Source organism: Pseudoalteromonas sp. JC28 (assembly GCF_013319255.1).
Lineage (GTDB): Bacteria > Pseudomonadota > Gammaproteobacteria > Enterobacterales > Alteromonadaceae > Pseudoalteromonas.
In genome coordinates, this window is record NZ_QOKX01000001.1 from 838710 (window position 1) to 853669 (window position 14960).

A 14960-nucleotide genomic window follows, 5' to 3' on the forward strand; every position below is an offset into this window, starting at 1 on the left:
CTTGAAACGGAAAGTTAAGCAGCATATTTATAAACGACATCAACGCTCAGAAATACGGTTATCTCATAATAATATCTACATACTGCCATCTAAGGATGGCGGTTTTTTTATCGCTGTGGCTTTGCTTAATTTTGTATTGGGGATCAACTATCAGAATAATCTAATCCTTGCAGTGTCCTACATTATGGCTGTGATGATGATAGCCGCCCTATTTTTAGGTTTTTTTAACTTGAACAATACAAATGTCCGATATTTGGGAAGTAATGCTAATTTTAGCCCATATAGTTCATCTATTAGACTCAGTATTTCATCTAGCGCAGAGATCCAATCACTTCGACTTTCAAGTGAATACAACCAAACGGCTACCCATATTTCCGAAGTGAGTGATGAGAAAATTCTCGAGCTAAGTGCCCCTGAATTACCTCGTGGCGTATATGATACGGGGGTAATTAAAATCCTCAGCTACTTCCCATTTGGCCTTATTCGTACCTGGTCGTATATAAAACCAAACGATGCTTTCTACGTGTACCCTACTCCATTGCCCGTTGTAGACACAGAGTTTAGCTTCGGCAGTGCCTCGAATACTAGCCAAAGCATACAAGAGAAAGAGCGTTCAGTTGAGTTCGACCATCTCTCGCAATATCAAAAAGGGATGAGTTTAAGCCGCGTTTCTTGGAAGCATTACGCCAAGACGGAACTGATGTTAATTAAACAGAATGCACCGGAGTCGGCCGATTTACACCGCATTATTTTCGATTATTCTAAACTTTCAGGCAGCAAAGAAGAACGTCTGAGTAAACTTTGTACTATGGTGCTTGACGCCGATAAGCAACAAACAAGTTATGCCCTGTTACTTCAACAAAACAGGATCCCGTTCGGTCAAGGTGAAACCCATAAACTATGTTGCTTGGAGGCATTAAGTGAATTCTAGCTTCCCAAAATGGTACTACAGCACGTCACTATTTTTATGGCTGCTGAGCATTATTCTTGTCGATGATTTTGGTATCGGTTTTGTCGGGTTATGTACCGTTTTAACACTATGGCAAGCATCGAGGTTGGTGACTAAACCAAGCGTGTTAAGCATTCGCTTTATCAACTTGGTCACTTTACTCGGCGCCATTGCAACGGCCTCATTAATAGGTATAAAAAACAGCGTGAATGTTTTTGTGGCTTTGATGTTGGTTGCATCGCTACTGAAACAAGTGCATGCCACGCAAGCTCGCCAATTTACACAAATATGTATTTTGAATTTCTTTACTTATCCGTGCTTATTTCTTTTTACACAAAGTATATTTGCAGCATTTCTTGTATTGATTTTGCTGGCTGTTAATTTAGCTATCATGCTTAATCTCGAGCAAAACCTAAGGTTCAAACCTGCGCTTAAGGTAAGTGCAAAGGGATTGGTATTGGTGCTGCCTGTAGCTACCTTATTAGTCGTTTTTTTACCAAAACTCCCGGCATTTTGGCAGTTACCTGCACCGCAGAATCAAGCAAAAACAGGATTATCTGAGAATGTAGATCCTTTCAATATCGCAAACTTATCCCAGTCCAGCGACTTGGTGTTTAGGGCGTCATTTGAGAACACTCAACAAACTGGACCTTTCTATTGGCGTGCAATTATTCATGATGAATTTGACGGACGGCAATGGAAAGTCTCTGAGTATCAAGGTACTAATATCAGAGCGTTGCCCAAAGAGCCGATCGGCGCAGCAACCATTATTGCGCAGCCAAGTCAACTTCCTTGGTTGTATGGCCTGTCATACTCTTATTCGAAAAACGCTAAGTTGAATAGTAACGTGTTTGGCACGGTCTATTTGAAAAACCTATCAGCAAAACCTGTCGAGTATCAAATCGATTTCACTGACTTTGAACCCCAAGACTCGTTAAGGCCTTGGTATTATAGGCGTAACACCGCATTACCTGACGGCATTAATCAACAGGCAAGGCAACTGGCGCGCGACTGGGACAGTCAATCGACAACAACGAGCCAATTCATTGAATTAATGAAGCGCTATTTTTTGCAAAATGGTTTCGTCTATACCTTAACACCAACTATAGCCCAATCGAGCGATAGGATTGATGACTTTCTATTTAGCTCGTTTAACGGTTTTTGTGGTCATTACGCCTCTGCTGCGGCGTTTCTACTGCGAAGCGCGGGTATCCCCGCTCGCTTAGTATCAGGCTATCTGGGCGGTGAAAAAAATGACAATCAAGGCTATTACAGCGTTTATCAATATGACGCACATGCTTGGGTTGAATATTTTACACCGGGAATTGGCTGGCAACGCTTAGACCCAACTGCCTGGATTGCCCCAGAACGCATGACAGGGAGTCTTTCTCAGTTAGAACAATTATCGAGCGAGTTTAAAAGTGGTTTGGGCTACAGCTTAATTGGGTTGTCTAATTGGCAATCTATTAATTGGTTGCGATTACAGCTCGAGGAGCTTGACTATCAGTGGACTCGCGTCGTCATTAATTTTGACAAAGAAAAGCAAGGCGCACTGTTTAAAGAGTGGTTTGGGAGTAATGGTCAATTTTGGGCTGGGATATTTTCCCTGTTTATGCTGCTTTTGCTCTCAATTGCGCTATTTTACCTTAGCAAGCAGCTTACTCGGCATAAACGCCCTATCGAACTTGTCTATTACAATGCTATAGTGTCCGATTTCAAAGAGCACCTAAGTGGCACTACGGCGAAACAACATATTGTTGAGTTATGTAAGTTATTTCCTGAGTTAGAAGCGTCGCTTTGGCAGTTTTATCAATTAATTGAAAAGTCACAGTATCAACAAAAACCACTTAATAAACTTGAGCTTGGTGAGTTGAAGAGGTTGTATAAATCAATAAAAAGAAAGGCAAGAAAATAATGAATGCTGTTATTTTGGGCGTCTTGCTCATGCTGGGGTTAACCCTCTTTAGAATAAATGTAATTGTCGCCATGACAGTTAGTGCAATAGCTGCGGGCTTAGTGGCCGGTTTAGATTTGAAGACAACCTTAAACGCCTTTAATGATGGGCTATCTGGCGGCGCAGAAATAGCCTTAAGCTATGCCATGTTAGGTGGGTTTGCAGTTGCTATTTCAAAGTCTGGCTTAACTCAAATCCTCGCGCAAAAGCTGCTCAAATTGGTTAATGCCAATGATAGCGAAGGTTCAACGTTTTTAAGCATGTTTATAATGGTCATCATCTTGGCTTGCTCGATTGCCTCGCAAAACCTTGTGCCTGTCCATATTGCGTTTATTCCGATCCTCATTCCACCGCTATTAGTCGTACTGAACAAGCTGACGATAGACCGCCGTGCGATTGCGTGTATTTTAACGTTTGGCCTAGCGACCAGTTATATGGTGTTGCCATATGGATTCGGTGGCATTTACCTTTACTCTATTTTGCATAAAAACCTTGTAGACAATGGTTTAGAATTGGTTAAGTTCGACGTGCCGTACGCTATGGTGATCCCAGCGCTTGGTATGCTGATTGGCCTGTTGATTGCCGTTTTCATTACTTATCGTAAAAAGCGAGTTTATGAAGTGAGTCAACAGCAAAGTACTCAGTCAAACACAGTACCGGAAGGCCAAGAAGCAACTAAAGTCATGATCGTCGGCGGTGCTGCGGTGCTGGCTTCTCTCATTGCACAAAATAACAGTGGCTCAATGATATTAGGTGGGCTCGTTGGCGTGATGATTTTTAGCCTCTTTGGCATTGTGAAATGGGAACAAAACTCCGATGTTTTCAGCAAAGGCGTGGCGATGATGGCAATGATAGGTTTTATCATGATCTCTGCTCAAGGCTTTGCCTCCGTCATGAAAGCAACGGGCGATGTGGCAAGTTTAGTAGCAAGTTGTGCAGATTTTGTTGGCGATAATAAACCACTCGCTGCTGCGATGATTTTGCTTGTTGGCTTACTTATTACCATGGGAATTGGCAGTTCATTTTCAACCGTGCCAATCATTGCCACGCTATTTGTACCTTTATCTCTAGAAGTTGGCTTTTCCGCTATGGCTACCGCCGCTTTGGTGGGAACCGCAGGTGCATTAGGCGACGCGGGCTCTCCTGCATCAGATTCCACACTTGGACCCACTTCTGGCTTAAATGCCGACGGCCAGCACGATCACATATGGGATTCCGTGGTGCCTACATTCATTCACTTCAACATCCCACTACTCTGCTTCGGCTGGATAGCCGCGATGGTGTTATAGGTTTATATATCCATGATGGTATCAAGGCTGCCCGCCTTGATACCTTTAGCTCACAAACATACTCTATTTTCTTTGTCTCTAATGTCGCTTTTGTCTTATTAGTTTTCTTGTGCTATACCAATAGGTAAGAGAATTAAAGCAATAAGACTATGCAAACACTTAAACCAAGCGAAATCGCCAGCTACTGTAACGTACACCAACGCAGTGTAAGTCGTTGGATTGCCAATGGCGAATTAAAAGGTCATAAGCTTCCTGGACGCGGTAACTACCGTGTCTTACTTGAAGACTTTTTATCCTTTTTAAACAAGCACAAAATCCCCCTTTCGCAAGACTTTATTAGCGACTATCAAATCGCAGAAAGTGGTCTACACTCTGATAAAGAACGGGATTTAGCTAAGGTGCTTATCATTGATGACGAGCCCCAATATAGAAAAGCGATAAGACGAGTGATAGGCAACGATTATTTGATACAAGAAGCTGGGGATGGCTTTATGGCAGGCATTGCCATCTCTGAGTTTAAACCAAGTTTAATCACGCTCGATCTTTCCATGCCGGGAATGGATGGCTTTCAAGTGATCTCATTTATCCGCGAAAAAGAAGAATTTAAAGCGATTAAGATTTTGGTGATCTCTGCGTTAAATGATGTAGAACTTGAAAAGGCCAAAGCGATGGGCGCCAACGATGCCCTTTCTAAACCGTTTGATAACTCTATTCTGTTAGAAAAAATTAATGCGCTAATCCAGGGGTAGCTATGAATGCACCTATCATGTTGGTTGATGATGAAATTGATATTCTAAAGTCGCTTAAGCGCACTCTGCGTTTACAGCATTATGAAGTGGTATATACCGATGACCCAAGACAAGCGCTCGGTTTAATACAAGAGCACAAACCGCATGTGCTTATTACTGATTTCAGAATGCCCAGCATGAATGGCCAAGAGCTTATCCAAGAAGTGAAAAAGCATGATCCCAGTATTGAATGCATTGTGCTCAGTGGGCAAGCTGATTATGACGATATGAAGTCGCTGATCAACGCGAATAACACCTTTAAGTTTTTATCCAAGCCTTGGAATAACGAAGAACTGTACACAACGATAGAAGCGGCACTCACAAACCATCACAAAAACGAATTAAAAACCCAGATATTGCGTAACAATAATGCACCTTTAGTCGAAGTTAATACCATAGGTAATGTCATTGACTGTAATTACGCTTACACGGAATTAGTGTTGAACGAGGTCAATAAAGGCAACTTCTTTCAACTGTTTAATTTTGAAAGTGATAAATGCCTTGATGATTTTACTGAACGCAGAATTGCAACATTGAAAAGCTCTGGGGTGTTATGTCAAGTTGAGCTCAAGCTAAAAACAGAATCCAGCTACCTACTTATCATTAAACCCCTCTCCAGCGAGCAGGATAAATATCCTAACTTTTATCAGAGCAAACTGGGCTTTCTCGAACATATCAATCGCACCGATAACTCTGTCATGATCTGCCTGAAAATTCGAGACTTGTTGGTTAAGAATATTATTTCTAATACCCCAATATATTCAGATACGTTTAAAAAAATCATAGATCATGCTCTACTGAGCGAAGCGACTCATTTTTCGATGCTTGAAATTAGCTTTGACCAAGCCATTTTCTGGCTAGATTCAGTACAAAGTGAAATTGAGGTACACAAATTTTTAGATGAGTTAATCAACTCAATTAAACAATTTTTCATTCGCAAAAATATCCAAATCAAGTTCTCTGTCTCGTACACCATGATTGAGCCTAAGCAACCACTCTCGGAAGCAATAGACAGTTTAGTTATCTATACCCAATTTGTTTGCGAGTCTCGCACTGACTTCTATATGCGTTATTCGCAATCACTGCTTTCAGAAAAGCTAAACGAGCATAAAGTCTCTGAGGCATTATTTAACGCCGTTGATAATGATGAGTTTTATCTAAGGTTCCAGCCTAAGCTTAATTTAAATGAACATTCAATCAATAGTTGCGAAGTGTTAATTCGCTGGAAGAACACCCAGTTCGGCGCTAACTCACCAGACTATTTTATTCCGTTGGCAGAAAAAGACGGACAAATAGTAAAAATAGGAACTTGGGTACTTGAGCAGGCATGTATTGCACTGTGCGAATGGCAAAAGGAAGAACTTGAGATCCAAAAAGTTGCAGTGAATGTTTCACCTTATCAACTTTCCGATCCCTGCTTTGTACAAACCATGTATTCGATTATTGAAAGGTATTCGCTCAAACCCGAGCAATTCGAGTTAGAAATCACCGAGAACTTTGTTTTAGAAAATCTCGAGCAAGCTAAAACTAAATTATTACAATTAAAAGAAATCGGATTCTCCATTGCCATCGATGACTTCGGTACGGGATATTCCTCATTGGGCTATATTTCAAAATTGCCAGTGGATGTTATCAAAATTGACAAAAGCCTGATTGAAAATATCGACAGTTCAAAATCAGCTCGAGATCTTGTCCAAAATGTTATTCGATTAGTACACGACCTTGAATTAAAAGTTGTCGCTGAAGGTATAGAAACCGTGGAACAGCTTGAAATTCTAGAACAGTTAAAATGCGATGAAGTACAAGGATATCTCATCGGAAAACCTGTTTTGCTTGAGGAGTTTACTCACTATGTCTATTAAAAGCCAAGTGCCACGGATTGTGCTCGTTGATGATGATGAGTTAATGTTGAAGTCGCTCCACCGCCACTTCAAAATCAGCATGGAAGGCGCTGAGATACTGACCTTTTCATCACCTAAACAATTCATAGAATCCCTAGATACGTTAGCGAGCATAGACATCTTTGTGAGTGACTACCTTATGCCATCGATTAACGGTGTTGAATTAATCAATATCGTGAGGCGCCGTTATCCGCAAGTCCTCACCGTGTTATTAACGGGCGATACCACGGGCAAGGTACTGTGCAAATCTTCAATTTCTGCGACCTTTATCATCGCTAAGCCATTTCGAAGAGAAGAATTCGATGAGGTTATCACCGCTTTTTATCGACTCAATGAGCTGCCTTTAAGAGAAGCAATAAAGCGTGCGTTAAATGAAACTTTCATTGAAAACGAATTGCCTATCTTGCTAAGTAAAATTGAAGACATTGATTTAGATTTTCACAAGCTTGAAGCGATGCTAGAACAAGAGGTGCTCATTCAAGCTAAATTATTCCACCTGTGTAACAGTGCTTATGTGGGATTATCGACGAAGCAATACTCCCTCTCTACCGCGATTAAGACGCTCGGTGTAGATTTAGTGTCTGCAATTATTGTCTCTGTGTGTTATCACAATATGGTTGCAGCCAGATATGATATCGCGAACTGTGAGCAGTTAAGCGATATTAACTTTAAAAAGGTCAAGTTACTTAAGGAATTGGTACACAAGCTACATGACGCATCAATTGACTCTGAGCGTGTTGTTTTTCTTCAATCCTTATTATTTCTAGGTGAGCTCGGCTCAGAAATAGCTCAGCTTATTACCGAAAGTCAATGTCATTCCCCACAGAGTTGCTATATCGAGAAATTACACATCGCCCTTTATACAGCCACGTTAATTGGCTACGAGTCAGCCATCACAGATCAATTGTATGCACTCATTAATGCCCTAGAAACGGCTAGCTCAGATTGCAATGCCACTAAGCTATTGTTGCTTATAGACACTATCACCAATAAAGAAGTCAATCAGACGGTGATCAACACCTTTTTTGATCAAAAGAGCCAAGATTGGTTGGAGCTTTTCTATGAACTCAGAAGCAAATACTTTAGTTAGTTACAAAGTACTGATATTAGACGATGAAACGTCAATACTTAAGGCGTTAAAACGAGTCATACGGCTGCCTTCGGTAGAGGTTGTCAGTTTTGATAATCCTTTTGAAGCTCTTGAGTACATAGACACGCACCCCGTTCAGGTTATTATCTCTGATTTTAGAATGCCGCTCATGAATGGTGGAGATTTTCTAAAACGAGCCAAAAAAATAAACCCTGGTGCAATTGGCCTAATTCTTAGCGGTTATACCGACTCCGATATGCTTATTGATATGATTAATAGCAAGGTTGCGCATAAGTTTTTGTGTAAACCATGGGAGAACGACAAATTACTCGAAGAAGTTAATGCAGCAATAGACGTATACAATAATAATTATTTTAAAACGGTTTTACAGGAACAACTAAAAAACCGTGATTGCCCACGGGTATTAATCAATAATGAAGGCCAAGTTGTCGAGCATAATCTCAGCAAAGACATAGAATCTCAGATACTTGTAGAGTTCTCGGCATGCTTTAGTGGTAATGGCATCTACCACACTCCTCTTGGTGTTTTAAGATGTGAGATCCGCAGCAATCCAAAAGACGAAGAGTTCTATCTGATCACCATAGAAAAAGTCGAAGTTACAGACGAAATTAACGTCTATGAAGTTATCACCGAACTGCTATTATGTTACTCGATAAACCCCGTGCTCACTTACTATGCGTTGCCAACTTGCGAACTCACCACACCGAAATTGGCAGCTGCAGCTCAAGAAGTTTTCAGAAACTACAAAATATTACCATCACCGACCCATAACTATCTATTCGTACTGGATAACATTGAGCAATCCTTACTGCCAAGAAAGCAGATAGAGCTAGAAATTCAGTTGGAAAAGTTACTCGATACCGCGCTACCTCACGAGATACAAAGTAACACCACTCAACTTGCTGCATTTTTAAATAATGGAGAGTAGGCGTGGATACTTTTGCAAAAGTTGAATTAACACAAGATTTAGTCGAATCAAGCTTTCCGCTCGCCGACCTCAATACGCTACTTACCTCCCTATCTGATTATTTTGAGGTACCAATAACTTTAGTCACTGTAATCGAAGGGCAATGGCAACATCTGATCGCCAGACATGGGATCCTAGCCGATAGGACACCGGAGCAAGATGCTTTTTGTAAGAGCTTAATCAAACATAACAGGTCTTTGCTTGTTCCAGATACCGCCTTGGATGAAAATTATGCCAATAACCCGCTCGTGACTGGCGAGCCCTACATTCGCTCATACTTGGGTGTACCTTTTAGACTCGACGGCAAGCCAATCGGTGGCGTATGTTTAATCGATACCAAACCGAAAAACTATGCCGAGCGAGATGTTCATTTACTCGAGACGATCAGCGGTCTTATCACCAATATTTTAGAGCTACAAAAAAACTATTCGTTATACCTCGAAGATCAAGAGTTAATCCGCTTTTCACCAATCGTGTTAATTAAGTGGAAGTACAATAATGGGCTGCGCATTCGTACGGTTTCTCCGAATATTGAGCGCGTGATTGGTATTGACGCTTTTCACTTATGCTCCGGGGAATTGCATTTTGAAGACTTACTCACCGAGCCAAGTGTTGAGAAATTTCATTTTAACTTACAAAACCACTTGGATGGTTTAGAAGCGTCTGAAATTTTGCTAGAGATGGCATTAGACTCAAAACAGATCTGGATCCGTATGATCACCGTGGCGCACTTTAACCACGACGGCAGAATGACAAGCATTCAGGCTTTTATTACCGAAAATACTGCGCAAAAGTACACCGAAGACAAACTCAATGAGACGAACCGACAGATGCGGCTGTTGTTAGAAGCCTCGGAGCTAGGTACATGGGATTGGAATATTCCAGCAGATATCAATAAAGTTAATAAAAAGTGGTGTGATATGCTTGGAATTGAATTTGAATACGTTGAGACCAGTGTTAATTACTTCCGCCAACTTATTCATCCAGCCGATCGTAGTCACGTAGAAAGAGACCTAGCCAAACACCTACAAGGGTTAACCGATGCCTACACCACGTCCTATAGAATGAAACATGCCGATGGCCACTGGGTGTGGATAGAAACCTATGGCAAAGTGGTTGAACGCGATAATAGTGGCAGAGCACTGCGCCTTGCTGGTACTCACCGGGATATTACCTACCGGATGGAAGCACAGTTGCAAGAGCGAAAGCAAAAGCAAAAGCAATTACTGTCTTTTATCAGTAAAGCACAGTCAGCCTATTTAAAGACAGGTGATCTGTCTAAATCATGCCGTGAAATTCTAGAAGAGCTCATCGACATTGCGGATAGCCAATTTGCGCTGATCGGCGAGCTTGAGCATACCGCCGGTGTACCAAGGCTCTTTATTCATGCCATTTCAGAAATGCAGTGGAATGATTTAAGCTCTCAATTGGTACAGAGATATTATGATAACGATCTCTATTTTACTGATTTTAATAATCTGTTTGGATCAGTGATCCTGACGGGAAAAACCGTCATTAGTAATGAACGAGGCAAGCACCCTGCGTCGAAAGGCACGCCAAAAGGACACCCAAGGATCTCTAAGTTTTTAGGGCTGCCGATAAAGCTCAATGGCGAATTGGTCGGTATGATAGGACTTGCGAATAAGTTTTTTGACTATACCGAAGAAGATGCAAAATTCTTACAACCACTGGTCGATTCTCTAGCGGGTTTATACTATGCGGTTAAACTCGATAAAGAGCGCCAAGAAGCAGAAAACAAACTGCTTGAACTTGCAATGACCGACACCTTATCAGGCCTGCCCAACCGACGTGCCTTTATGGAAAAAGCCGCCGAAGTTGGTGAGATATCCTTCCCCTATTTAATTGGTATGGTAGATATCGATAACTTTAAGTCTATTAATGATACCTACGGTCATGATGCTGGTGACAAAGCTATTAAACTGATTGCTTACACCATAAAGGATGCGCTACGCAGTGATGATTTTACTGCGCGAATGGGAGGTGAGGAGTTTGCATTTGTGTTACTTGATGCCACACATGGATCATCTAGCGGACTGATCGAGACCATCAGAGAATCTATATCCAACTTGGAAATTACTCTGTCAGAAGAAGAGAAAATACATCTCACGGTCAGCATTGGTGTAAAAGCGGTACTTCCCGAGATGGAAAAAATGTCTATTACAGCACATTTAAATGATGCTGATAAAGCTTTGTATGAGGCTAAACATACTGGCAAAAATAAAGTAGTTTGGTTCGAATAACAAAATATTTCATATTGCTTGATATACTTTAATTTCGCGTCAGAAATAAAAATGGAAAAATGATGAAACAGCTCTCACTTAACCTAGCTGCACTTGGATTTTTAGTCACCTCATCTGTAGCTTATGCCGATTATACTGCTGAGTTAGAAATTGACCGAATGCAGGACACACCGTTTAAAGAGTGTAGCGACTACACTTTTCGCCAAGTTATGAATAATTTTTTTACCGAACTCACTTGGGATTATCTCACAAGCGATTGGGGCAGAAACTACATAAATATTGATGGTTATGTAGAAGAAGAAGGCGAAAAGTTTGATTTTCTTCTTCAATACGAAGTCAAATCTGATGGGACGTTTGAATTTAACGCTATGGAGTTCTTAGGAAAAGCAAAAGACGACTCGTTTATTATCATGATGCTCGACAAGATTTGCTATCATTCAACCGGTGATTCGCGCTTCAACTCGAAGCGCTAATCTGCTTCTAAATTTAGTCTACTGTAACTTTGCACTGGATGGGCTGTTGATAATAACCCCAAGTTAATATTGCTACATTACTTTGTACTTTAAGGTGATAATCGCCACCGCGGTAATGAGTATCACTGGCAGAGTTATCGATGAACATCAGCTTTTCACTGTCATTAAATTCTGCGACTATGCTTAGTGGCTGAGTATCATAGTAAAAAACGGATAATAACTTATCGTTACAGAGATACGTCGTATGCCCGGAGCTAGTCACTAATGCAAAACGAGCCTCAAGCTCGGCAATACGGTGAATATACGACTGCTTCAAGCAATGCGTGCTATCGCTAGATTTCCAACACGCATTGCGCCCTTTTATCCACCCTCTTTGCTCGGCTTTAAGCTGCTTCGAATGCGGCTCTTTTACAATTTTTTTATACACAGAATTTAGCCTGCGATCCAGTCGAGACAACGCCGCACTATCACAAATAACGGCTTCCATGCTTCCTGCTCTTACCTCGTTACAAGCGAATGAAGGCGTATGTAGGGTATGTTGTTTTAAGTGCTCGTCAATATAGCGACACCAATCCTGCGTGCTACGGTCAGGCTTATCCAAGTAACTTCTTACACCAAGTTTAAACTCAATGACCGATTGCCATTCTTGGCTGCCAAGATCAGGACCATGCCCGCTACCATCGCCACTTATTAAAAGATCATCGACCTCTGTCATCCACTGCTCGCCACAGTGAAACGCTTCAGCGTTCAATTTCTCGGTGGGTGTTAAAACTGTCCTATTTTGTGACGCACATCCAAATAGAGTGATGGCTATAACTACAGCCAATCCATGATAAAAATTACGGGTTAATGTAGTCGCTTTCAAGCTAATTTCCTTTTAATCGCGTAAACAAGAGTTGAGCTCACCCCAACAGTAACGTCATGAAAAACATTGAGTTATTGTCGTCGGCACATCCGCTAGAGTCACTTCTTTACTGTGAGCATTTAGCTTAATGGCCTCTTTTGGCATTCCAAATACAATGCTGGAGCTTTCATCTTGTGCATAAGTCTTCGCCCCCGATTTCTTCATTTCTAACAAACCAAATGCACCATCTGCGCCCATTCCGGTTAATATAAATCCGATAGCATTACTTCTAACTTGCTTCGCAACAGATTGAAACAATACATTGACCGAAGGCTTATGGCGCTGCACTGGCGGCCCATCTTTGAGCTGAGTGTAATAGAATGCACCACGACGAACAAGCTGAAGGTGATGGCTTCCTGGCGCGATGTACACATGGTTAGCCAGTACGCGTTCGTTATGCTCAGCCTCCTTAATCTTTAATTTTGAAATATCATTTAGCCTTTGAGCAAAGGCTTTAGTGAAGTTGGCTGGCATATGTTGTACCACTACAATACCAGGCAATTCGGGTTCTAATTGACTAAATATGTACTCAAGCGCTTGCGTCCCCCCTGTCGAAGTGCCGATGGCTACCACTTTATCAGTGGTATTAATGGCAAGGTTGGTATTGCTCATTGCAACATTGATAGCAGGCGCACGGCTTATGTCTTCCGTAGAGGACTTTGGTCTGTAGAATCTCGCTTGCTTAACCACTTTAATAAATTGCTCGCGTTGAGACTCAAGAAATGATTTTAAGCCACACTCTGGTTTAGTTAAGATTTCAAATGCGCCAAGGGAGAGTGCCTCTACCGACAATTGAGCACCTGTGGTTGTTAGCGATGAACAAATGATCACGGGGATAGGTTTATTGGCCATGAGCCAGCGTAAAAAGGTAATACCATCCATCTGTGGCATTTCTATATCAAGAATAATTACATCTGGCGGCTCTGCCAACACGCTGGGCTGCGCCAAGACAGGGTTGCTAAACACCTTAGTCACGCAGATTTCAGGCGAATACTCCAACATCGCAGTGACCGTTTGCCTTACCACAGCAGAGTCATCGATAATATAGACGGAAATTTTATTCGACATCAGGTTGCTCTCCTGCTCGATAACGCAACATGAAAACGGTCTACCCGGCATGCGCCGTCCTTGAGATCCACTTGAATTCTCCGATAATAAGGGCCGCCAACATCACGCGCGACAAGCCTAAATCCATAATCGTCAATCAGCTTATGACTCATTTCGATGTTTCGCATACCGACAGTCTCTGAACAAGACGTTTTGAACATCTCTCCACCACCAAAAAGCTTAATCTCCACACAACCCTCAGGGATACTAAACCGCTTTAAATATTGGCGAACCAACGAAAAAGTCTTATCGACATATTTAGCCGGCTCATCGTCATTCGGTTTTTCTGTGGTTGGCAATAGCATATGACTCACAACAACTAGTTGGTGCTGCTTAGACACTAAAACAAATGAAACACAGGACCCCAGCAAGGTATTGAGCGTTGCTGGACGAAATGACTCAATCGCCAAACTACCCGGCTGCAAAAATATTGATTCAACGTCTCTGTTTGGCATCAACATTTTGCATACACCGCAGGGGCGATTGATTCAAATTTGTCATACACGCCATTTAAGCTCTCGGAGTGTCCTAAAAACAAAAAACCTTGCTTCGGCATCGCCCTATAAATATTTTCTAGGATTTTTACCTTTTCATCTTTTTCAAAATAGATCAGTGCATTACGGAGGAATATTATGTCAGCTTTACCACCGATATAAGGCACAAGTAGATTATTTTTGAAAAAATTAACTTTATGATAGAGCTCATCATTCACCATGATATAGCCGGTCTTCTCTCCGACGCCATTTAGACAGTATTTCCTTAGGTATTCGTCAGGAATGTTTTTAGCACGATGTAAGGGGTAAATTGCCTTTTTCGCTAAATCCAGCATCCGCTCAGAAATATCGCTGGCACGCACCACCCAATTCCCGTGACCATAATGCTCCTGCGTGCACATGGCCAAGGTGTATGCTTCCTCGCCAGAAGAGCAAGCCGCACACCAAATATCTGGTGCAGACTTTTGGTAGTACGTGGTAAACAGCTCTGCGAGCTTTTCAAAGTGTTTACGCTCTCTGAAGAAATAGGTTTCATTGGTAGTCAGCAAGTCGATGCACATATTTCGCTCACCTTTGTTATTGGGTATCTTTAGATACTCAATGTACTCACCATAGCTACTTAATCCTAAAATCCTCAGTCTTTGATTTAGTCGTCCACAGACTAAGTTCTTTTTATGATCCCTAAGATGTATTCCTGATTCGGCTTTGAAGAAGTCAGCAATACAGGTAAATTCTTGATCGCTAATAAAGTCCCCAATCATG

At 41.6% G+C, this 14960-nt stretch carries 13 protein-coding genes; 9 read left to right on the forward strand and 4 right to left on the reverse strand.

What is annotated here, in order from left to right; genetic code table 11:
• Position 1 precedes the first annotated feature (1 nt).
• From DS891_RS03605 to DS891_RS03645, 9 genes are all read left to right on the forward strand, one after another.
• Positions 2-931 (forward strand): DUF58 domain-containing protein, encoded by a 930-nt coding sequence (locus tag DS891_RS03605; RefSeq protein ID WP_254605665.1) that lies wholly within the window; start codon positions 2-4, stop codon positions 929-931.
• On the forward strand, positions 921-2864 hold the full coding sequence (locus DS891_RS03610; RefSeq protein ID WP_174168871.1) for a DUF3488 and transglutaminase-like domain-containing protein: 1944 nt from the start codon (positions 921-923) through the stop codon (positions 2862-2864). Before DS891_RS03605 ends, DS891_RS03610 begins: the two co-directional genes overlap by 11 nt.
• Entirely contained in the window at positions 2864-4192 is a 1329-nt protein-coding gene (locus DS891_RS03615; RefSeq protein WP_010372843.1) for a Na+/H+ antiporter family protein, read from the forward strand. The genes DS891_RS03610 and DS891_RS03615 overlap by 1 nt, the downstream gene beginning before the upstream one ends.
• A gap of 149 nt (positions 4193-4341) precedes the next feature.
• Positions 4342-4941: a response regulator gene (locus DS891_RS03620; protein ID WP_010604755.1), complete on the forward strand. Its 600-nt coding sequence runs from the start codon at positions 4342-4344 to the stop codon at positions 4939-4941.
• A 2-nt stretch (positions 4942-4943) separates the two neighbouring features.
• Positions 4944-6842 (forward strand): EAL domain-containing protein, encoded by a 1899-nt coding sequence (locus tag DS891_RS03625; protein ID WP_174168872.1) that lies wholly within the window; start codon positions 4944-4946, stop codon positions 6840-6842.
• Positions 6832-7971, forward strand: coding sequence for a response regulator (locus DS891_RS03630; protein WP_010604753.1), 1140 nt, complete (start codon positions 6832-6834; stop codon positions 7969-7971). The genes DS891_RS03625 and DS891_RS03630 overlap by 11 nt, the downstream gene beginning before the upstream one ends.
• Positions 7943-8920, forward strand: coding sequence for a response regulator (locus tag DS891_RS03635; RefSeq protein WP_174168873.1), 978 nt, complete (start codon positions 7943-7945; stop codon positions 8918-8920). Before DS891_RS03630 ends, DS891_RS03635 begins: the two co-directional genes overlap by 29 nt.
• Positions 8921-8922: 2 nt before the next feature.
• Positions 8923-11220 (forward strand): diguanylate cyclase, encoded by a 2298-nt coding sequence (locus tag DS891_RS03640; RefSeq protein WP_174168874.1) that lies wholly within the window; start codon positions 8923-8925, stop codon positions 11218-11220.
• A 62-nt stretch (positions 11221-11282) separates the two neighbouring features.
• Complete coding sequence (locus tag DS891_RS03645) at positions 11283-11693, forward strand: hypothetical protein (protein ID WP_174168875.1); 411 nt, start codon at positions 11283-11285, stop codon at positions 11691-11693.
• Positions 11694-11706: 13 nt separating this feature from the next.
• Here the strand turns inward: DS891_RS03645 and DS891_RS03650 are convergent, their stop codons facing one another.
• The 4 genes from DS891_RS03650 to DS891_RS03665 are packed head-to-tail and all read right to left on the reverse strand — an operon-like array spanning position 11707 to position 14959.
• Positions 11707-12558 (reverse strand): lysozyme inhibitor LprI family protein, encoded by an 852-nt coding sequence (locus tag DS891_RS03650; protein WP_174168876.1) that lies wholly within the window; start codon positions 12556-12558, stop codon positions 11707-11709.
• A 54-nt stretch (positions 12559-12612) separates the two neighbouring features.
• The gene (locus DS891_RS03655) at positions 12613-13665 is read right to left on the reverse strand and encodes a chemotaxis response regulator protein-glutamate methylesterase (protein ID WP_174168877.1); all 1053 of its coding nucleotides are present in this window, start codon (positions 13663-13665) and stop codon (positions 12613-12615) included.
• Positions 13665-14165, reverse strand: a complete 501-nt coding sequence (locus DS891_RS03660; protein WP_254605667.1) for a chemotaxis protein CheD — start codon at positions 14163-14165, stop codon at positions 13665-13667. Before DS891_RS03660 ends, DS891_RS03655 begins: the two co-directional genes overlap by 1 nt.
• Complete coding sequence (locus tag DS891_RS03665) at positions 14159-14959, reverse strand: protein-glutamate O-methyltransferase CheR (RefSeq protein ID WP_010604746.1); 801 nt, start codon at positions 14957-14959, stop codon at positions 14159-14161. Before DS891_RS03665 ends, DS891_RS03660 begins: the two co-directional genes overlap by 7 nt.
• Between the last annotated feature and the right edge of the window lies 1 nt (position 14960).

Excerpts from the sequence above, each read along its gene's own strand:
- DS891_RS03615 (WP_010372843.1), top strand. The coding sequence starts at position 2,864 with ATGAATGCTGTTATTTTGGGCGTCTTGCTCATGCTGGGGTTAACCCTC.
- DS891_RS03620 (WP_010604755.1), top strand. The coding sequence starts at position 4,342 with ATGCAAACACTTAAACCAAGCGAAATCGCCAGCTACTGTAACGTACAC.
- DS891_RS03625 (WP_174168872.1), top strand. The coding sequence starts at position 4,944 with ATGAATGCACCTATCATGTTGGTTGATGATGAAATTGATATTCTAAAG.
- DS891_RS03630 (WP_010604753.1), top strand. The coding sequence starts at position 6,832 with ATGTCTATTAAAAGCCAAGTGCCACGGATTGTGCTCGTTGATGATGAT.
- DS891_RS03635 (WP_174168873.1), top strand. The coding sequence starts at position 7,943 with ATGAACTCAGAAGCAAATACTTTAGTTAGTTACAAAGTACTGATATTA.
- DS891_RS03645 (WP_174168875.1), top strand. The coding sequence starts at position 11,283 with ATGAAACAGCTCTCACTTAACCTAGCTGCACTTGGATTTTTAGTCACC.
- DS891_RS03655 (WP_174168877.1), bottom strand. The coding sequence starts at position 13,665 with ATGTCGAATAAAATTTCCGTCTATATTATCGATGACTCTGCTGTGGTA.
- DS891_RS03660 (WP_254605667.1), bottom strand. The coding sequence starts at position 14,165 with ATGTTGATGCCAAACAGAGACGTTGAATCAATATTTTTGCAGCCGGGT.
- DS891_RS03665 (WP_010604746.1), bottom strand. The coding sequence starts at position 14,959 with ATGATTGGGGACTTTATTAGCGATCAAGAATTTACCTGTATTGCTGAC.